Below are 20,164 nucleotides of genomic sequence, written 5' to 3' on the forward strand. Positions count from 1 at the left end.
CGATGAACATCTTGCTCGCAGTCGACGGGTCCAAGTACGGTCGGTGGGCGACGGAGTGGATCGCGCGGATGCCGTTTGTGTCGCCGCCTCGGGTGACCGCGTTGCACGTGATGGACGTGGCGGCGCTGCGCGCGCCCTTCGTGGTGCAACCTGTGATCGCTGGCAACGAGCGGTTTATCCAGGAAGAGGTCAAGCGGTTGGAAACCCGGGCGAAAAAGACGGTTGAGGAGACCCGCGCACTGTTCTCGTCGCACGGCCTGAAGGGAAGGGTCGTGAGCCGAAAAGGGAGCGTCGCCGCGACAATTCTCAACCAGTCCCCCAAGCGCGATGGGCTGGTCGTCGTCGGCAGCCGAGGATTAGACGCGCTCGATCGGTTTATGCTCGGCAGCGTGTCCACGCAGGTGGCGTTACACGCCCCGTGCTCCGTACTCGTGGTGAAGGAGGAGGCGCGGCCAGTTCGCCACATCGTCTTCGCGGCCGATGGATCTCCGTCGTCCGGGAAGGCGGTACGGTTTCTGACGGATAAGCTCCGGGCGGACGCAGGCGTGCCGGCGGGGGTGGCTGAGCCGATCCTCGTGTCGATCGTGCACGTGATGCCGTTTCTGAAGTATCCTGAGCTGAAGGAGGCGGGCAAGCAAGTCGTCGAGCGGTGCGCGGAGAAACTGGTCAAGGCCGGCTATCGGGTTGATGAAGTGTTGCGGCTCGGCAAGCCGGCCGAGGAAATTATGAAGGTCGCGTCGCGGAAGAAGGCCGATCTGATCGTCACCGGTGCCAAAGGCTTGGGCGCCATCGCGCGGTTTCTGCTCGGCAGCGTCTCAACCAAAGTGGTGCAACACAGTTCTTGCTCGGTGCTTGTCGTCCGATAGGGCGTCTGACGTGTGGGAACCGGGGCGCCGGCGCATTGACCGGGAAGGAACCGGAGCGTATGGTTTATATATTAAGACTAGCGAGGAGCCTGGAATCACTGGCTGCTGGCTCTTCGCTGTCAGCTATGGACTGTTGAATAGGAACTCGCCGATGTTTCGCGTTGGTATCCTCCTCAACAGCCTCTTGATCCTCCTCTTCGTGGGTTTCAGCTTCAACGCTTACGCCTGCCTTTTGCCGCTCTTCGGAGACTCGGCCGCGATGATGGTCAAAGGGTGTTCGACACCGGAGCAGCAGCCGATGCCCCAGTTTTGCGACGTCTTCAAGACCCTCTCCGTGGAATCCGCCAAAGCCCTCGACCCGGACGATGACGCGCACAGGCGCTGTCCCGCCGGCATGACGTCCTCGGTCTGTCATCCGACGCTGGCATCTTACTGTATCCGCCTGATCGCCCAGTCTCCAGTTGATCCTCTGCCCTGTCTCCAGTTGCGCGCCGTACTGCGCCTGTGATCTTTTCCTGAGAAGTGGATGCGCCAATGGGCCGTTGACCGAGTCGGTCAACGGCTGTGCGGTCCTTTTCTTTGGTGGAGGATGACCATGATCCGCTTCATGACGGTCTTAGTACACATGGCGGCGGTGGCGGCGATCTTTCTGGGGCCGGTGCTCTCGGTTGCCTCTGCGACGCAAGAAACGAGGCTGTCCTTGGACGGCCTTCTGGCGGAGGTAACGGAACGAAATCCGGAGATCAAGGCGGCGCGGGAGCGATGGGAAGCCGCGAAAGCGGTTGTCCCGCAGGCGCAAACGCTTCCCGATCCGACGCTGCAGTTCGGCTATCAGCGGATGCCAATGGTGCCGCCCGTCGTCCAGGGCGCCCTATATGGATTCGGACAGGAGATCCCGTTCCCCGGCAAGTTGACGCTCAGGGGCGAGATCGCCCGGCGCGAAGCCGAGCGCCTGGAGCAGGAATATCTCGCGACCCGCCTCCGTGTGATCGCCGCGCTGAAGGAGGCCTACTATGCCCTGCACTTCGTCCACAAGAGCATGGAGATCGTGGAGCGGAACAAGGCGCTCCTGATCCAATTCGAGAAAACCGCGAAGGCCCGCTACAGCGTCGGTCAAGCTGCCCAGCAGGACGTCTTCCGGGCGCAAGTCGAAATCTCGCGCGTTCTCGACCGGCTCGCCGTGCTGGAGCAGCGGAAAGAGAGTCTCCATGCGGCGATCAACCGGCTTCTGAACCGTCCGCCCGCTGATCCGCTCGGGACGCCGGAGGAGCTTCAGGTCCCGCTCCTGACCATCTCCTTGCCGGAACTCAATCGGTTGGCTGAACAGTTTTCACCGGTTCTCCTCGCGTCGGCGAAGAGCATCGAGCGGAGCGAACAGACGGTCTCACTCGCCCGCCGGCAATATTACCCGGATTTCGATGTGACCGCGCTGGGGTTGCGGAACGATCTGATCAACGACAACGGCTACCAGGTGCTCCTAGGGATCAGGATCCCGCTGTTCTATGAAACAAAGCAGCGGCAAGGGGTCAGGGAAGCCCTGGCGAGGCTAGCTGGCGCGCGCGAAGATCTCGCCGCCGCCCGGCAGGACATCCTGTTTCAAGTCAAGGATGCGTTTGTGCAGACCCAGCGTGCGGAGCGGCTGATCACGATCCTTCGCGACGCGATCATCCCGCAGTCCACGCTGGCGCTTCAGGCGGCCCAGGCTGGGTATGCCGTCGGCAAAGTCGATTTCCTCACGTTGCTCAACAGTCTGTTGACCCTGCAGGAGAATCAGTTGGAGCTCCACGGCGAGATGGTGGCGCATGAGCAGGCCGTGGCGAGGTTGGAAGCGTTAACGGGCGGATCGTTAGCCGCTACCCGTCGTCCGTTTTCCGCCGACACACAACGGGGAAGGGACAAACCATGACGCGAGGAGCAGTGATCAGTCTGGCGTTCCTTGTAGCCATCGGCGCGGTGGCGGCCTTGTGGCTGACAAGCCGGCGGGTGGTGTTGCCGCCGGCCGACTCGCGGCAAGACACGATGGCCGACATGCCGGGGATGAACATGCCTCGTGAAGAGGCCACGCCCGTGATGCCTGACGCCGCGTCCCTCACGCCGGAAGCCGGCACCGTGACGATAGCGCCGGAGCGGCTGCAGACAATTGGGGTGAAATATGAGGCAGTGGCGCATCGTCCGCTGGAGAAGGTCATCCGCACAGTGGGACGGGTCGCGGTCGACGAGCGGCGGCTTGCCAAGGTGACGATCAAGTTTCACGGATGGATCGAAACGCTCATGGTCAGCGCGCTCGGCGACCATGTCAAGCGCGGCCAGGTCCTGTTTACGATCTACAGCCCCGATCTTGTGGCCACACAGGAGGAATATTTGCTGGCCCTCCGCAGCTATCAGGAGTTGGGGAAGAGCGAGTTTCCCGAGGTGTCGCGCGGCGCCCGGGAACTGTTGGAAGCGGCTCGTCGGCGATTCCAGCTTTGGGACATCACCGAGGACCACATCCGGGAGCTGGAGCGAACTGGCAAGGTGCTCAAGACCCTCCCGATTCATTCCCCGATCACCGGTACGGTCATTCGGAAAGAGGCCCTGGCTGGAGCCCACGTGGATCCGGGCCAGGAACTGTATACCATCGCTGATCTGTCTCATGTGTGGGTCATTGCGGACATCTACGAATACGAATTGGCGTTCGTGCAAGTGGGTCAGAAGGCCTCGGTCTCGCTCTCCTATGAACCCGGGACGGTGCTGACCGGCCGCGTCGGCTTTGTCTACCCTACGCTCGATCCCAAGACCCGCACGGCGAAGGTGCGCTTCGAGCTGGACAATCCCGAGGAGAAGCTTAAGCCGGATATGTACACCAACGTGGAGTTGAAGGTCGACTTAGGGACCCGCTTGGCGATCCCGCAGGATGCGGTGATCGAGTCCGGTCAGAAGCAACTGGTGTTCATCCATCACGGCGGCGGGCGGCTGGAGCCGCGCGTGATCAGAACCGGGGTGAAGGCCGATTCCTACTACGAAGTGGTCAAGGGTCTCAAGGAAGGGGAACACGTCGTCACCTCGGCGAATTTCCTGATTGATAGCGAAAGCCGATTGAAGGCGGCGGTGGAGAGCATGGGGGGGATGGGAATGAGTAAACCGTGAAGCGTCACTGGTGAAGCGTATCTCGCCCCGCCTTGCGAGATATGAGAGACGGGTTCAGGCATGGTTGAACATATCATCGACTTCAGTGCCAGGAACCGGTTCTTCGTCCTGCTACTGGTGTTTTCCGCCGCCACAGCCGGGCTGTGGGCCGTGCGGCAGACGCCGGTGGATGCCTTGCCGGATCTGTCCGATACCCAGGTCATTGTCTATACGACGTGGCCGGGCCGCTCGCCGGATCTGGTGGAGGACCAGGTCACCTATCCGATCGTGACCGCCTTGCTGTCCGCGCCGAAGGTCACAGTGGTCCGCGGGCTTTCTGACTTCGGGTTTTCCTATGTGTATGTGCTCTTTAAGGACGGCACGGACATCTACTGGGCGCGGTCCCGCGTGTTGGAATATCTGAGCCAGCTCGCAGGACGCCTGCCCGAAGGGGTGGTGCCGCAACTCGGTCCCGACGCGACCGGCGTCGGCTGGGTGTTCCAGTACGCGCTCGTGGACGAGTCGGGTCAGCACGACCTGGCCTCGCTCCGCAGCTTCCAAGATTGGTATCTGCGTTACTGGTTGCGGAGCGTCGAGGGCGTCGCCGAGGTGGCGAGCATCGGCGGCTTCGTCCGGCAGTACCAGGTGAACCTAGATCCGACCAAGGTGCTCGCCTACCGGCTGTCCATTCCGGCGATCATCGAGACGATTCGGGAAAGCAACAACGACGTGGGCGGCCGCGTCGTGGAGTTCTCGGGAATCGAGTACATGATTCGCGGGCGGGGCTATCTCAAGTCGGTTGAGGATATCGAGAAGATCGCGGTCGGCGTGAACGAGAACGGCACGCCCATCCTGCTCCGCGACGTCGCAACGGTCCGCCTGGGCCCGGACATGCGGCGCGGGCTGGCCGAGCTGGACGGGCAGGGGGAGGTCGCCGGCGGGATCGTTGTCATGCGCTTTGGGGAGAACGCGCTCACGGTCATCCAGCGCGTCAAGGCGAAGCTTAAGGAGCTGGAACCGTCGTTCCCCAAGGGGGTCAAGGTTGTGACCGTCTACGATCGGAGCGGGCTGATCGACGAATCCATCGCCACGGCCTACGAAAGCCTGGCGGAAGAACTGATCGTCACGAGTGTGCTGATCGCGCTGTTCCTGTTGCACATCCGGTCGGCCGCCTTGCCGATCCTGACCTTGCCGCTGGCCGTGCTGATTGCGTTCGTGCCGATGTACCTGCTGAACATTGGCGTGCACATCATGTCGTTGGGCGGGATCATCGTGGCGATCGGCGACATGGTGGACGCCGCGATCATCATGGTGGACAACGCCCACAAGCGACTCGAAGAATGGGAGCGGGCCGGAAGGCCGGGAGACCGCTTGCAAGTCTTGATTGACTCGGCCAAAGAAGTCGGGCCGGCGACCTTCGCGTCGGTGTTGGTGATCGCCATTTCCTTCATCCCGATCTTCACGCTGCAGGAGCAGGAGGGCCGGCTGTTCCGGCCGCTGGCTTGGACCAACAATCTCGCCATCGCGGCCTGTGCGGCTCTCGCCATCACCTTCGTGCCGGCGGTGCTGCCGGGCGCCATGCGGGGCCGGATCCTTCCCGAGCGGCGCCATCCGGTGAGCCGGCTGCTGCAGCGGATCTACGGGCCGGTGCTGCGCGGCTGCCTGCGACACCGGGTGCTGGTGATGGTGCTGGCCGTGGCCTTGCTGGCTTCGGCTGTTCCCGCGTTTCAGCGACTCGGCTCCGAGTTCATGCCGCCGCTGTACGAGGGTACGATCCTCTACATGCCGACGACGTTGCCGGGCCTCTCGGTCACCGAGGCCGGTCGCCTGCTGCAGATCATGGATCGCAAGCTGCGTGCATTCCCCGAGGTGGAGCGGGTCTTCGGCAAAGCCGGACGGGCCGAGACATCCACCGATCCGGCGCCGTTCAGCATGATGGAGGTGGTCGTCCAACTGAAACCGAAGGACCAATGGCGGCCCGGCCTGACCCACGAAGGGCTGGTGGACGAAATGGACCGGGCGCTCAAGTTTCCGGGGGTGACCAACGCGTGGACGATGCCGATCAAGAATCGGGTGGATATGCTGACGACCGGCATCCGCACGCCGGTCGGCATCAAGATCTTCGGCTCGGACTTGAGGGAGATCGAACGCATCGGCGAACACCTGGAGATGGTCTTGAAAGACGTCCCGGGCACGCGGAGCGTCTACGCCGAGCGCGCTACCGGCGGCTATTTTCTCGACTTCGAGATCAACCGGGACGAGATCGCGCGCTACGGCCTCAAGGTGATGGACGTTGGGCGCATCATCGAGTCCGCGATCGGCGGCGAGAACATCGCGACGACGATCGAGGGGCGCGAGCGGTACCCGATCAACGTCCGGTACCTGCGGGAGCTGCGCGACGATCCAGAGAAGCTCAAGCGGGTCCTCGTGACGACGCCGGCGGGTATCCAGGTGCCGCTGGCGCAACTTGCCACGCTGCGCTTCGTGAGCGGCCCGCCGATGATCCGCGACGAGAACGGCCGCCTCGCGGCCTATGTCTATGTCGATATGGCCGGGCGGGACGTCGGCGGGTATGTGGAGGACCTCAAGCGCGCTGTGCAGGGAAAAATCGAGCTGCCGCCGGGCTACACGATCGCCTGGTCCGGGCAGTACGAATTCATGCAACGGGTGCGGGAACGGCTGGAGGTCGTGGTCCCGCTGACCTTGCTGATCATCTTCGTGGTCTTCTACCTGACGTTCCGGTCCGTCGCCGAAACGCTCATGGTCATGCTGGGTGTGCCGCTTGCGCTGGTCGGCGCGATCTGGTATCTGGCCGTGCTGGAGTACAACATGAGCGTTGCGGTCTGGGTGGGGATCATTACCGTCGTCGGCACCGCGGCCGAAACGAGCGCGGTGATGCTCGCCTATCTGGACGAGGCCTGCGCCCGCCGTAAGGCGGCGGGCGGGTTGAAAACTCTGGAGGATCTCTTGGAGACCGTCCATCTCGGCGCGGTGGAGCGCATCCGGCCCATGGCCATGATCGGCTTGGTGGACGTGCTGGGGTTGGTCCCCGTCATGCTGGCGACGGGGACCGGCGCGGACGTGATGAAGCGGGTCGCCGCGCCGCAGGTGGGCGGCGTGCTCTCGGCCATGCTTCTGACCCTGTTCGTGATCCCGGCGGCGTATGCGATGTGGCGGTGGCGAGTCGAGACTCGTGGCGAAAGGCTATAGATGAAAGGCTACCGCTCTGTGGCTGCTTCTTGGCTCGGGCTTGGCGGACATCGCTCAGCGGATTAGAATGGGCCCGAGATGATTTCCAAACCGTTCACCCGCCTCTTCTTGATCGGGTTGATCCTGCTGCTAAGTGTCCAGTTGACCGGCTTGAGTTGTCTCGATGAGTGGCGCAGCCTTGCGCCCCATGCTTCGCCAACGCTGTCAAATCGGTCCCCTGCAGAACCGGTGAACCTAGGTCAGGCAAGCGAGGATGGCTGTCCCTGCCATCTGGCTTTTCTGTCTGTCCCCCAAGCTGTACCCGAAGGGTGCTGTCCCATCTCCCCGTGCGACGGCGAAGCCCCGGCGGCGTTGGTCCCGGGACACAATTCCCTGCCGTTTCATCCTCCGCTCGGTCGGTAACACCCAGCCGAAGCAGGTACTTCATTAACCCACACCCAGCCGTGCGTAATGGCGTCCAGCGTGTTTCGCGCGGCACATCGCGGCCGCGGTACCTCTGCGGTCGCTTCCATGGCCGTCCGGGGGCCACATCGAGAGGCAATGGCAGTGGCGAGGACAGATGGAAATGGTTTCACTACATATCGAATTTTGCAGTGTATGAGCATGATCGCTCTCTGTGGGATGCTAGGAGGCTGTATCACGCTAGGCAGACCTCCGGCTTCTTTGACGGCTTCTCCCCTGAAAGTCGTAGTGGGACCGGTGATCCTGGAAGCACCGATCACCAAGAGTACGCAGATTCACTCGTTCGAAGAGGCCCCTTCCCCGGAGATTGATCCCGTTCTTCTAGCTCAGATGAAGGAAGAGATTCAGATTACGGCCCAGCGTTTTCTCACGGAGCACCTCGCTCGCCACAGCGGAATCATGGTGGTGCCCTTTGATGAGACCCGCCGGCTGCTGGCCGATCTTGCCCCTGCTGGGGCTCCGCTCACCGAGGATCAAATCCGTGCGCTTGGTCATCAGACCGGTGCCGATATCGCGGTGACCGGACTCATCCATGACTACGGGGCGGTCCGGTGGCAGTACTGGGTGACCGGCTGGCTTCTACATGTCTCAGCGTGGACGACCGCCATCGGGGTCGCAACTGCGTGGAACCCTGCGGCCGTCGGGGCGTTCCTCGCTGTTGATGCGACCACCGACTTTCCAATCTGGTATGGAGGAGCGGAGATCGCGGGCTGGGCGTTCCGACCCGTCCGTGTTCACCTGGATGCGTTCCAACTGCAACCCTGTGAGGGACCGGTCTGGTCCGACGATGCACTCCGAGTCAGGGTCCCGGGCAAAGCCTTGGCTGAGTATTCACCGGAAGAACAAAAGCGGAAAGAAGTGCAATTGGAGGCTAATCTAAACCGAGCCATGGCTGAACTTGCGGAAACCGCGGGAGAGAAATTGGTGCTTCGAGCCTGCACGGAGGATAGACAACCAGAGAAGATTCGAGGATTCTCATTCTCCTCCCTGTTCGATCTTTTCCTCTAAGCCATTGTCTCACGGGCCTCTTATTATGGGAAAAGATGACCCGATCGTTGGAAAGCGGGCGTGAATCGGTCAGAGGAAGATGAGTTGGCGGATCGGCCCGATCTCTGGTTATAGAGGTTTATAGTTGGGGGCAGGTTTGCAGGGATGACGGTTCCCGGGGTCATTTATTTGTTGATTGAGTGAATGTTTGTGCCTTCCGCTTCATCGCAGGCTCGGGGGGCGGCGTACGGTCTGACCGCCGCGGCCCTGTTCGGCGTCAGTCCCCCGCTCGCGAAGCTCCTGCTTCCTGAAGCCGGTCCTCTGCTTATTGCCGGCCTGCTGTATCTTGGGGCGGGTTTGGGGTTGTTCGCCTTTGAGCTGTTGTTCTACCGAAGATCAAGCGCGCCTCACCAAGAAGCGCCGATACGTCGGTCCGATGCCAGGTTGTTGGCCGGCGTCATCCTCGCTGGCGGCGCCCTGGGTCCTGTGTTGATGTTGTGGGGGTTGGAGCGTCTGTCCGCGGTTCTGGCTTCGCTGCTCCTGAACCTGGAGGCACCGCTGACGATGGTCCTGGCAGTGTTCTTGTTCCGGGAACATTTAGGGCGTTGGGAGGTTGCGGGCGCAAGCCTGATCTTCGTCGGCGCTGCCGTGCTGAGTTATCAGCCGCAGGCCCTGCACGGCGACGTGCTTGGTTTCCTTGCGCTTTTAGGCGCCTGTTTGTGCTGGGCCATCGACAACAACCTGACGCAGCAATTGTCGCTCCGGGATCCTATTGTGGCGACCCGCCTCAAAACACTGGGAGCCGGAACTTGTACGTTGAGCCTTGCCGTCGCCACAGGCCAGAGTTTGCCGAGCCTTTCGATTCTCCTGTCTGCGCTGGTGCTCGGATTGATCAGCTATGGACTAAGCCTGGTGTTGGACATGCGCGCCTTGCGGATATTGGGGGCTGCCCGAGAAGCGGGCTATTTCGCCACGGCGCCTTTCATCGGTGCGGTCGCTGCGGTTCCGATCTTAGGTGAGCGGTGGGGAACGAGTGAAGGTCTGGCCACGACGTTGATGGCGGCGGGTTTGTTTCTTCTCCTCCGGGAGCGCCACAGCCACGAACATGCTCATGACGAATTGGAGCACGATCATGCTCACGTGCATGGCAAGCATCACGAGCATGGGCACGACCATGCTGTGATTGGACAGCCGCACGCGCATCTGCACCGGCATCCGCCCCTGGTGCACGATCATCCCCATGTGTCCGAGCTTCACCATCGTCACGGCCATGGGTAGGTTGCTCGTGTTGTACGGGCAATCAAATCGATGGATTAAGCAGGCGGATACCTGTTCATGAGCAACCAGCGGGTGCCGTCCTCGGACGAGAACACCGCGGCCCACTGCCTTCACTTTTCCACAACCGTGACGGCCACATTGCGTGGTATTTTGGGCCTGGGCTCTCAATGAATTTGTCCCATTCTGCCACGGTGTCACCTGACGAGTTCGGTTCCCCGCCGCGAGACCCTTTAAGGAATTGCCCTCTTCCAGTGGCCATGACTGGCATTGGCCTTGCGTTGTTCCCTGTGTCATTAGGGCCTTTGCCAGGCATCGCGTTGGTCTGATTGCGGCCTTGTTAGGGTAAGCCGGGTCACGGGTGCCGGCGCGGGTGTGGCATGCAGTTCCGCCCTTCCTGTCGTCCGATCTCCGAGTTTCCCGTGAACACGACAGATTCCTGGGAGATCGTGAAGACCTCCTTGCCCCGCTGTGAAAAACCGATGCCGCCGCCAGGTGGTCGTTCGCGCTCACTCCGAAGAGCGTGCGCCTTTGTCATACTGGTATGTCTGGTTGGCCCTCTGGGTTGTGGCAGGAAGGAAGACGAAGCTTCTGGGGCGAAGTCCGCCCCGACCCCCGCGCCTTCCGGAATCTTGCACCTGAAACGTGACGAGATCGCGCGGGCGAGGATCGAAGTCCATCCCGTGACCCGTGGCGAATTCCGCTTGTATCGGGAATTTCCCGCCACCGTCCAACCCAACGAAAATGAGTTAGCAGAAGTCACGTCGCTGATTCGCGGGCGCGTGGTGGAGGTCTATGTGGATTTCGGCCAGGACGTCAAGAAAGGCGAGCTGCTGGCCTTGCTCCACAGTACGGAGCTCGGGTTGGCCGAGGCCTCGTATCTCAAAGCGACGGCGAAACTGCACGAGGCGGAATTGGCCTATAAGCGGGCTCGCGATCTGCACCAGCACCGGGCGGTCAGTTTGGCCGAGTTTCAGAAACGCGAAGCGGAGTGGAGAACGGCTCGCGCGGAGGTACGCGAGGCCAGGAACCGTCTCGAGCTGCTGGGGGTTCAGGAAGAAGAGATTCGGCGGTTGGATCACGAGCAGACGATCCGCGCCGATGTCCCGCTGCGTGCGCCATTTGCCGGCCGTGTGGTGATGCGGAATATCACCCGGGGCGAAGTGGTGGAGACAACCCAGAAGCTGTTCACGATCGCCGACCTGTCGGAGGTATGGGTCATTGGGAACGTTCCTGAGAAGGATGTGCAGTTCATTCACAAGGACCAGTCCGTCGAGGTGGTGGCGGCGGCCTATCCCCACGCGGTGTTTGCCGGCACGATCACCTATCTCGGGGATGTCTTGGACCCCGCCACGCGGACGATGCGCATGCGGATCACGGTTCCCAACCCCGACAAGCTTCTCAAGCCCGAGATGTTCGCCCTCGTGCGGGCTTATGCGCAGCCAAAGTCCGGTGTTCTGACCGTACCCCTCGCCGCGGTACAGAGCGGGTCGTCCGGAAAGATCGTCTTCGTGCAACGGGATGAAGAGCAGTTCGAGGCTCGCCCGGTGAAGCTGGGCGAAGAGAGCGGGGACATCGTGGTCGTTGTGGACGGCCTGCAGGAAGGTGAGCGGGTCGTCACCAAAGGCGCCTTCCTGCTGAAATCGGAGGCGGAGAAATTCAAGATCGAGCCTGCCCGATGATCGATGTCCTGCTCAGATGGTCACTCCGCCAGCGCGTCCTGGTGCTGGGGCTGGCTTGCGGGCTTGCGGTCGCCGGAGTCTCTGCGTTTCAATCCATGCCGATCGATGCCTTTCCGGACACGACCAACATCCAAGTCCAGATCCTCGCCGACGTGCCGGGACTGGCGCCGGTGGAGGTCGAACGGTTCGTGACCTTCCCGATCGAGCTGCAGATGACCGGCCTTCCGGGACTCGCCGAGATTCGTTCCCTTTCCAAGTTCGCCCTCTCCCAGATCACACTTGTGTTCCGGGATGAGGTAGATCTGTACTTCGCCCGCCAGCTCGTGCTGGAGCGGCTCATCGCCGTGAAGGATCGCCTGCCAGCCGGCGTGGAGCCGGTCTTGGCTCCGGTTTCGACCGGGTTGGGCGAGGTGTACCAGTACTATCTGGAAAGACCAGACGTGGACGCCGCCGATCCCAACGCCATCGAGGAGGAGTTGACGACCCAACGGACCATCCAAGACTGGGTATTGCGCCCCCTACTCAAGAGCGTGCCCGGGGTGATCGACGTCAACGCTCTGGGCGGATTCGTGAAGCAGTATCAAGTGCTCGTGGAGCCGGCCAAGCTCCGCAAGTACGACCTGACGCTTCACGAGGTGTTCGATGCGGTTGCCAAGAACAATGCCAACTCCGGCGGCAACGTGCTCGAGCGCCACGCGGAACGGGCGATCGTGCGCGGCTTGGGCCTGGTGACCTCCGTCGCCGATATCGAGAACATCGTCGTCAAAGAGGCCGGCGGCACGCCGGTGTTCGTGCGCGATGTGGCGGAGGTGCGGATCGGGCATGCCGTGCGGCACGGTGCGGCCGTGCTCAACGGAGAGCGCGAAGTGGTCGCCGGGATTGTGCTCATGCTCCGCGGCGGCAATGCGCGGGAGATCGTGCACGCGGTGAAGGAGAAGATCGAGACCCTCCACCGCGAGAATGCGTTGCCGGGAGGCCTGCGGATTGTGCCGTTCTACGACCGTATCGAGCTGGTCACTGCCGCCGTCAACACGGTGCGGGACGCGCTGATCGAGGGCGTTCTCCTGGTCGTCCTGGTGTTCTTCCTGTTCCTGGGCCACGTCCGCAGCGCAATCGTGGTGACCGTGACGCTCCTGGTGACCCCGCTCGTCACGTTCATCGTGATGCAGCGGCTGGGTCTTTCGGCCAACCTTATGACCCTGGGCGGGTTGGCGATCGCGATCGGCGAAATCGCCGACGGCTCGTTGGTGGTCGTCGAGAACGTGTATCGCCACCTGTCGCAGAACCCGCACCCGGAGCGCAGCAAGCTGGACCTGACCCTGCAGGCCACCAAGGAAGTGGGCCGGCCGATCCTGTTCGGGATTCTGATCGTCAGCGTCGTATTCCTACCGCTGATGACCCTGCACGGAATGGAGGGCAAGATGTTCGCTCCACTCGCCTATACCCTCGTGATTGCCTTGCTGGTCTCGGTGCTCGTGACGCTGACGCTCTCGCCGGTGTTAGCCTCCATGGTGCTGCGCGGCGATCACGCGCGCGAAACGCGGCTCACGCGGTGGATGAAGCAGCGGTACCTGCCCGTGCTCCGCTGGACGCTGTGGCATCGCATCGGAGTGTTGAGCGGGGCGGTCTCTTTGTTGGCGGTCAGCCTTCTGCTGGTGCCCTTCGTGGGACGAGAATTCATTCCGATCCTGGACGAAGGCGCCCTCACGCCCCAGATCATGCGGCTGCCGAGTGTCTCACTGTCAGAGTCCATTGAGATCGAGAAACGCGCGCAACGGGCCATGCTGCAGTTTCCGGAAGTGCGCCTCGCGGTGAGCAAGATCGGCCGGTCCGAGATCGCCAACGCGCCGGAAGAGCCCAACGAAAGCGACCCGGTCGTTTTGCTGCGTCCGCGGGAGACGTGGACCACTGCCAAGACCAAATCGGATCTCGTAGAGGCGATCCGCCGGCGGCTGGCCGATATTCCCGGGATTTCGGTCCTCATGAGCCAGCCGATCCAAGAGCGCCTGGACGAGATGATCTCCGGCATCCGGACCGAATGTGCGATCAAGCTGTTCGGCGATGACCTGACCGTGCTCAAGCAGAAAGCGGACGAAATCGCCGATCTCATGCGTACGGTGCGGGGCGTGAAGGATCTCAAGGTGGAACAGATCGCCGGCCAGCCGTATCTCACCGTGAAGATCGACCGGCAAAGAATCGCCCGCTATGGGATCAATGTCGCCGATATCCATGAAATTCTCACTACGGCCGTCGGCGGGAAGCCCGCAACGCACGTGTATGAGGGCGAGCGCCGGTTTCAGCTCATCCTCAGATTTCCGGAAGCGTATCGCAACAGCGTCAAGGCCATCGGCGAGATTCGCGTCAAAGCCGCCTCCGGCGCGCCGATCCCACTGAGCGAGCTGGCAACCATTGAGATGCAGGAGGGACCGGCGCGCATCAGTCGCGAGCAGGTGCGCCGCCGCATCTCTATCGGATTCAATGTCGTGGGCCGGGATATCGGGAGCGTGGTAGATGAGGGGCGGCGCAAATTGGCGAGGGAGCTGCGGCTGCCGCAAGGCTACGTCGTGACATGGGGCGGCGCCTTTGAAAACATGGAGCGGGCCAACGCGCGCCTGACGGTGGTGGTGCCGATCACGCTGGGCCTGATTCTTTTTCTCTTGTTCCTCACGTTCCGCTCGTGGAAATATGCGGTGCTGATCATGTTCAATCTGCCCTTCGCACTGATCGGCGGCGTCGTCTCGCTGTGGCTCACCGGCCAGTACCTGAGCGTGCCGGCCTCCGTCGGCTTCATCGAACTGTTCGGCCTGGCGGTGGGGAACGGGATCGTGCTGGTGTCCTACATTGATCAGCTCCGGCGCGAAGGGCGGCCGACGGACCAGGCGATTCTCGCCGGCTGCACATTGCGGCTTCGGCCGGTCATGATGACGATGATGACGACGCTGCTCGGGATCCTGCCGCTTGCGGTCGCGCAGGGCATCGGGGCCGAAGTGCAGCGGCCGCTGGCGACCGTGGTGATCGGCGGGCTCTTCACCTCGACGCTGCTCACGTTGGTCGTGTTGCCAGCGTTGTACGGCTGGTTCGAGGAACCTGGCGACCGGCCGGGGGATCCGGCTGCCGAGGAGCAACGGTTCACAGACGACGTGTCGGAGGCGGTTTCGGAAGAGGTGACGCGATGAGAAGGATGTGGCTGAAGGGGGTGGTAGCGCTCTGGACTCTGGGGATTATGGGTGGAACTCCCGCGCCAGCGGAACCCGGCACGCCAGCCCACGACCTGGCGAAAGGCAAGGCGTTGTATCAGCGGCATTGTGCAGGCTGTCACGGCCCGCAGGGTCGAGGCGACGGTTACCGGCTGCTCGGGCCGGAGCCGGCGAACCTCGCCACGCCGTCGACCAAGGGCAAATCCGACGAGGAACTGCTGAAGACGCTGCACGAGGGCAAACCAAACATGCCGGCGTGGAAACTGCGGCTGTCGGAGCAGGAGAGCCGAGACGTGCTGGCCTATGTCCGGTCGCTTGCTCGGTAAACGGCGCGTGCGACTCCCCGCTCTGCAGGACATGTCTCGATGTGGACGACATGGGGGCTCTTCGCGCTGAGCGCCGTGACGATCGTGATCGCCGGCACCAAACTCTCGCAATACGGCGATCGGATTGCTGAGTTGACGGGGTTGGGCCGACTGTGGATCGGCGTGCTGCTGATGGCCGCCGCCACGTCCTTGCCGGAAGTCTTCACGACCATGAGCGCGAGCCTGCTGAAGGCGCCGGACCTGGCGGCCGGCGACCTGTTTGGCGCCGGGATGAGCAATATGCTGACGTTGGGTCTGATCGATTTGCTTCACCGGAAAAAACGGGTTTGGCAGCAGGCCGCGTTCGAGCACACGCTGGTGGCGTCCCTGGCGATGGTTCTGACCGGACTGGCTGCGTTTCTCGTGTTGCTGAGGCCTGACATCGAACATGCGGGGATCGGCCTCAGCAGCGTGCTGCTGTTGATGATCTACGTCCTTGGCATGCGTGTCGTCTTCCGGCAGGAAGATGTCAAGCGCCGCCAGCGCGAACAGGAGGCGGTTGTGGAAGCGGCGGTGCTCGCTGCTGACGGTCCGGTCGGCAGGCGCGCGGCGCTCCGGTGGGCTTCCGCGGGGTTCGCGGTTGCGGCGCTGGCCTTGCTGGTGGCCGCGCCAATCCTGGCCGGTTCCGCTCGGGAGATTGCCGAACAGACCGGTGTGAGCGCGACATACATCGGCACGTCGCTGGTGGCGATCACCACCTCTTTGCCCGAGTTGGTGACCTCGCTGGCGGCCGTGCGCCTGGGGGCGTTCGACCTGGCCGTCGGTAACCTCTTCGGGAGCAACGCCTTCAACATGGCGGCCTTCTTTTTCGCCGACGCGGCCTTTCGCGAAGGGCCGCTGCTGAGCGCGGTCGATCCTGCGCACGCGCTGACGGCCCTGTGGAGCATCCTGCTGATGAACATTGGACTCATGGGCATCATGTATCGGGTGGAAAAGCGCTATCTCCTGATCGAACCTGACAGCATGGCGATGATCGTCGGCTATTTCCTCGGGCTATGGCTTCTGTTTCGGTAGCGGGGAGCGGACGCATGGCGCAGGCGCAATCCCGACAGCCCGTTGCCTGGCATGCGATGCCGTCTGAGGCGGTGGTTCGAGAACTGGGCTCCGACCTGGATCGCGGATTGAGCGAGCGGGAGGCCGCGCGCCGGTTCGCCCTGCACGGGCCGAACGAATTGCCGGAGACCCCGCCGCCGTCGCCGTTGTCTCTGTTCCTCGCCCAATTTTCCAGCCTCATCATCTGGGTCTTGATCGGCGCGTCGGTCGTGTCCGGGTTGCTTCAGGAATGGATCGATGCGGGCGCCATTCTCGCGATTGTGTTGCTGAACGCCACCCTGGGCTTCGCGCAGGAGTTCAAGGCCGAGCGTTCGCTGGCCGCGTTGAGAAAGCTTTCGGTCGCGACGGCGCGGGTCGTGCGGGACGGGACGGCCCGATCAATCCCCGCGCGTGAGGTGGTGCCGGGCGACCTCCTCCTGGTCGAAGCGGGCGACCATGTGCCCGCCGACGCGCGGCTCATCTATGCGGCCGCTCTCCGGACGCAGGAAGCGGCGCTCACTGGCGAATCCACGCCGGTGGACAAATCTCCCACCACCCTGAGCGGCGATGACTATCCCCTCGCCGAACAGCGGAACCTGGTGTTCATGGGCACGGTTGTGGTCGCTGGGAAAGGGCGAGCGGTGGTCGTCGCGACCGGGTTGAATAGCGAATTGGGGCGGATTGCGACGATGCTCCAGGCGGCCGAGCCGGAGGTCACGCCGCTGCAGCACCGTCTCGAACAACTCGGCCATCTCCTGCTCTATCTCTCGCTGGGGGTTGTGGCGGTCGTCTTTGGGCTGGGGTTGTGGCGCGGAGAACCTCTGGTTGGGATGTTCCTGACCTCGGTGAGTCTGGCCGTGGCGGCCATTCCCGAGGGACTTCCCGCCATTGTCACAATCGCGCTGGCGCTGGGCGTCACGCGGATGGTCGCGCGCCATGCGCTGATCCGCCGGCTCCCCGCCGTCGAGACGCTGGGATCCACGACCGTGATCTGCACCGACAAAACCGGCACCTTGACCAAAAATGAGATGACGGTTACGCGTCTTTTCATCGACGGCCGCACGTTTGAAGTGACCGGCGAAGGGTATACACCGGAGGGCGAGATTCGCCCCCTTACCCCAGCTCTCTCCCTTGCTGAGAGGGGCAAGGGAGAGGGGGAGGTGGTCCGCGCATTGCTCACCGCGGCCGTTTTCTGCAACGGGGCGATTCTGCGCTGTGTGGATGGAGCCTGGCGGGTGTTCGGCGATCCAACCGAGGGCGCGCTGTTGGTGGCGGCGGCGAAGCTCGGGTTGTGGAAAGAATCGCTCGAGGCGGAGGCGCCTGTCATCGGAGAGATTCCGTTTGACCCGGAACGCAAGATGATGACCGTGCTCCGCAACACCCCCGGTGGGATCGCTGCGTTTACAAAGGGCGCGCCGGATGTGTTGATCGAACGATGCGCCCAGGTGCTGACGGTCGATGGCGTTGTCAAGCCGCTCGATGAGTCGGCGAAGCGAAGAATTCTTGAGGTCAACTGGACGTTCGCCCACGAAGCCTTACGGGTGTTGGGAGTCGCCCGCCGGCGGTTGGACGACAAACCGGTCGACCTCCAGGCCGCGGACATTGAACAGTCACTGGAGTTGCTCGGCCTTGTCGCGATGAAGGACCCCCTGCGGCCGGAAGCGAAACTCGCCGTCCGGCAATGTCGGGAAGCGGGGATCCGCACCGTCATGATTACGGGCGATCATAAGGAGACGGCGATTGCGATCGCCAAAGACCTGGGTCTCGTGAACGGGCAGGGGGAGGCACTGGCAGGACACGAACTGGACGCCTTGTCCGACCGGGACCTGGCGGAGCGCGTTGAGCAAGTGGCTGTCTATGCGCGCGTGTCGGCCGAGCACAAGCTTCGGATCGTCAAGGCCTGGAAGGCGCGGGGCGCGGTGGTAGCGATGACGGGCGACGGCATCAACGACGCGCCGGCGATGAAGGCGGCGGACATCGGCGTCGCAATGGGAATCACCGGCACGGACGTCACCAAAGAAGCCTCCGATATGGTGGTGACGGATGACAACTTCGCGTCGATCGCGGCGGCGGTTGAGGAAGGACGGGCGATCTACGACAACATTCGTAAATCGGTTCATTATCTCCTTTCGTGCAACCTTAGCGAGGTGTTGCTCATGCTGCTAGCTACGCTGTCTGGGCTCCCCTTGCCGCTGCTGCCAGTCCAGATTCTCTGGATCAATCTGGTGACCGACGGTTTTCCGGCGCTTGCGTTGGCCGCCGATCCGAAGGAACCCGACATCATGATCCGCCCGCCGCGCGACCCGAAGGAACGGTTCCTGTCTCGGCGGCGGCTGTTGCTCCTGTTTGGCCAAGGAACCCTCATCGCCGTAAGCACGATCCTGATCTTTGCGTCCTGCCTGTACGCCATGGACCAAAGCCTCGAACGGGCGCGCACGGTGACCTTCACGGCGATGGTCCTGGCGCAATTGTTCCACGCCTTCAACTGCCGGAGCGACCGGCGGTCGATCTTCTCCATCGGCGTCTTGTCGAATCGTCATTTGGTCTGGGCGACCGGCGCTTCGGCCGCCCTACAGATCCTGATCATCGCACTGCCGGCGGCGCGCGAGGTCTTCAAGGTCAGCCCGTTCGATCCGAAGCATTGGATGCTGGCGATCGGGGTCGGCTTGGTGCCGCTGCTGACAATGGAGCTGTGGAAAACCATGCCGGTCTTCACGCGACGAGGAACGAACGGCTGAAGATCGACATGTCGAAGCGGCCTTCAAAGAATCTTTATCTGGGCGGCCGACTCCTATATAGTGTGTGAGTCGGCAAGACCGGACACGACACGGGTGAATCCATTCGCAAAGGCTACGCAGTCGTGTTGAGGACTCTCTCCGGCCGCGTGACTCGCAAGAAAGCGGAGAAGAGCGGCCGGATCAAGCGAAGCTTGGTATGGAGGTGCGGCCATGACGTGTAACGTTGGCGGAGTCGAGCGGCCGATTCGGATCGTACTGGGCATCGTATTGTTGGGGATTGGCGCGTTTGCGGGGCTTCCTCCTTGGGGCGCCGGGATTGCCTTCGTGGTCGGCGCGGTGGCGTTGGTGACGGGAGCCATTGGCTTCTGTCCGGCATGGAAGCTCTTGGGGATCAATACCTGCCCCCCGGCTTCCACGGGAAAGCCATGAAGGCACGCGGGCGATCGGACCAAGAGAAACCAGCCGGCGGCAGGCGTCCGGCCAGCTCATCACGGCGCGTTGACGGAGCGGCATCTTCCGAAAATATCCCATGGCACTGAAGCATGCCAATGGGGTCCGACAATTGGCTATGGAGAGGCTGGGAGAGGAGCATGTTCAGAGCCTCGAGCAGGCGATCCCTCTAAGCGATGGGCTGTCGGCTCTTCGCTGTTGGCCGTCAGCCTCCACGTGAGGAATCATGCATGAATCCGCCGGATGAGCCCAAAGATAAGCAGACGCCGGGCTTCTTCACGCCGGTCGGATCGCGGCGCACGTTCTTCGCGTGGGTCACCGCCGCGGCGGCGACCGTGATCGGGCTCAGCCTGGCGGTGCCGTTGGTCGGCTACTTCGTTTCACCGGCGTTGAAACGTCGGGAATCATCGTGGGTGGACGTCGGAGGGCTCGATGAATTGCCTGTCGGCGAGCCGAAGCAGCTCGATTACGTGGCGACCATCAAAGACGGCTGGATGGAGACGAAGGTCAACAAAGCTGTCTGGGTGGTCAAAGAAGGCGACGGGCGGGTGACGGTCTTCTCGCCGATGTGCACCCATCTTGGGTGCGGCTATCACTGGGACAGAGGCGACCAGCAATTCAAGTGCCCGTGTCACGGGAGCGTGTTCGACATCACGGGCCGGGTTTTGGGCGGGCCTGCGCCAAGGCCCCTGGACCGGTTGCCATTGAAAATCGAGAACGGCCGATTGCTGGTTCAGTACAAGGAATTTAAGGCCGGTTTACCGCGAAGCGTGGAATTGTAATGCACGAGAGAGG

At 62.6% G+C, this 20,164-nt stretch carries 14 protein-coding genes; all 14 read left to right on the top strand.

The features are described from left to right. Positions 1–2 precede the first annotated feature (2 nt). The 14 genes from ACWHTU_RS04870 to ACWHTU_RS04935 all read left to right on the top strand — a co-directional run bounded on the left by ACWHTU_RS04870 (position 3) and on the right by ACWHTU_RS04935 (position 20,151). Positions 3–866, top strand: coding sequence for a universal stress protein (locus tag ACWHTU_RS04870; protein ID WP_447862114.1), 864 nt, complete (start codon positions 3–5; stop codon positions 864–866). Between the two features lie 151 nt (positions 867–1,017). Beyond that, positions 1,018–1,374: a hypothetical protein gene (locus ACWHTU_RS04875; RefSeq protein ID WP_447862116.1), complete on the top strand. Its 357-nt coding sequence runs from the start codon at positions 1,018–1,020 to the stop codon at positions 1,372–1,374. A gap of 87 nt (positions 1,375–1,461) precedes the next feature. Then, the gene (locus ACWHTU_RS04880; protein WP_447862117.1) at positions 1,462–2,772 is read left to right on the top strand and encodes a TolC family protein; all 1,311 of its coding nucleotides are present in this window, start codon (positions 1,462–1,464) and stop codon (positions 2,770–2,772) included. Further along, positions 2,769–3,992, top strand: a complete 1,224-nt coding sequence (locus tag ACWHTU_RS04885; protein WP_447862119.1) for an efflux RND transporter periplasmic adaptor subunit — start codon at positions 2,769–2,771, stop codon at positions 3,990–3,992. The genes ACWHTU_RS04880 and ACWHTU_RS04885 overlap by 4 nt, the downstream gene beginning before the upstream one ends. Before the next feature lie 60 nt (positions 3,993–4,052). Next, a complete protein-coding gene (locus ACWHTU_RS04890; protein WP_447862120.1) occupies positions 4,053–7,181 on the top strand; it encodes an efflux RND transporter permease subunit in 3,129 nt (1,042 codons plus the stop codon). A gap of 597 nt (positions 7,182–7,778) precedes the next feature. Beyond that, entirely contained in the window at positions 7,779–8,651 is an 873-nt protein-coding gene (locus ACWHTU_RS04895) for a hypothetical protein (protein ID WP_447862122.1), read from the top strand. A gap of 183 nt (positions 8,652–8,834) precedes the next feature. Then, on the top strand, positions 8,835–9,908 hold the full coding sequence (locus ACWHTU_RS04900; protein WP_447862124.1) for an EamA family transporter: 1,074 nt from the start codon (positions 8,835–8,837) through the stop codon (positions 9,906–9,908). Positions 9,909–10,537: 629 nt separating this feature from the next. Further along, positions 10,538–11,587 (top strand): efflux RND transporter periplasmic adaptor subunit, encoded by a 1,050-nt coding sequence (locus ACWHTU_RS04905; RefSeq protein WP_447862125.1) that lies wholly within the window; start codon positions 10,538–10,540, stop codon positions 11,585–11,587. Continuing rightward, a complete protein-coding gene (locus tag ACWHTU_RS04910) occupies positions 11,584–14,763 on the top strand; it encodes an efflux RND transporter permease subunit (RefSeq protein ID WP_447862127.1) in 3,180 nt (1,059 codons plus the stop codon). Before ACWHTU_RS04905 ends, ACWHTU_RS04910 begins: the two co-directional genes overlap by 4 nt. Then, positions 14,760–15,110, top strand: coding sequence for a c-type cytochrome (locus ACWHTU_RS04915; RefSeq protein WP_447862129.1), 351 nt, complete (start codon positions 14,760–14,762; stop codon positions 15,108–15,110). Before ACWHTU_RS04910 ends, ACWHTU_RS04915 begins: the two co-directional genes overlap by 4 nt. 39 nt (positions 15,111–15,149) lie before the next feature. Beyond that, a complete protein-coding gene (locus ACWHTU_RS04920; protein ID WP_447862131.1) occupies positions 15,150–16,163 on the top strand; it encodes a sodium:calcium antiporter in 1,014 nt (337 codons plus the stop codon). Between the two features lie 14 nt (positions 16,164–16,177). Beyond that, positions 16,178–18,919 (top strand): cation-translocating P-type ATPase, encoded by a 2,742-nt coding sequence (locus ACWHTU_RS04925; RefSeq protein ID WP_447862133.1) that lies wholly within the window; start codon positions 16,178–16,180, stop codon positions 18,917–18,919. Positions 18,920–19,129: 210 nt separating this feature from the next. Next, positions 19,130–19,348, top strand: a complete 219-nt coding sequence (locus tag ACWHTU_RS04930) for a YgaP family membrane protein (protein ID WP_447862135.1) — start codon at positions 19,130–19,132, stop codon at positions 19,346–19,348. Positions 19,349–19,599: 251 nt separating this feature from the next. Then, positions 19,600–20,151 (top strand): QcrA and Rieske domain-containing protein, encoded by a 552-nt coding sequence (locus ACWHTU_RS04935; protein ID WP_447862136.1) that lies wholly within the window; start codon positions 19,600–19,602, stop codon positions 20,149–20,151. Positions 20,152–20,164 lie beyond the last annotated feature (13 nt).

The sequence above is a fragment of the Nitrospira calida genome (assembly GCF_976986435.1).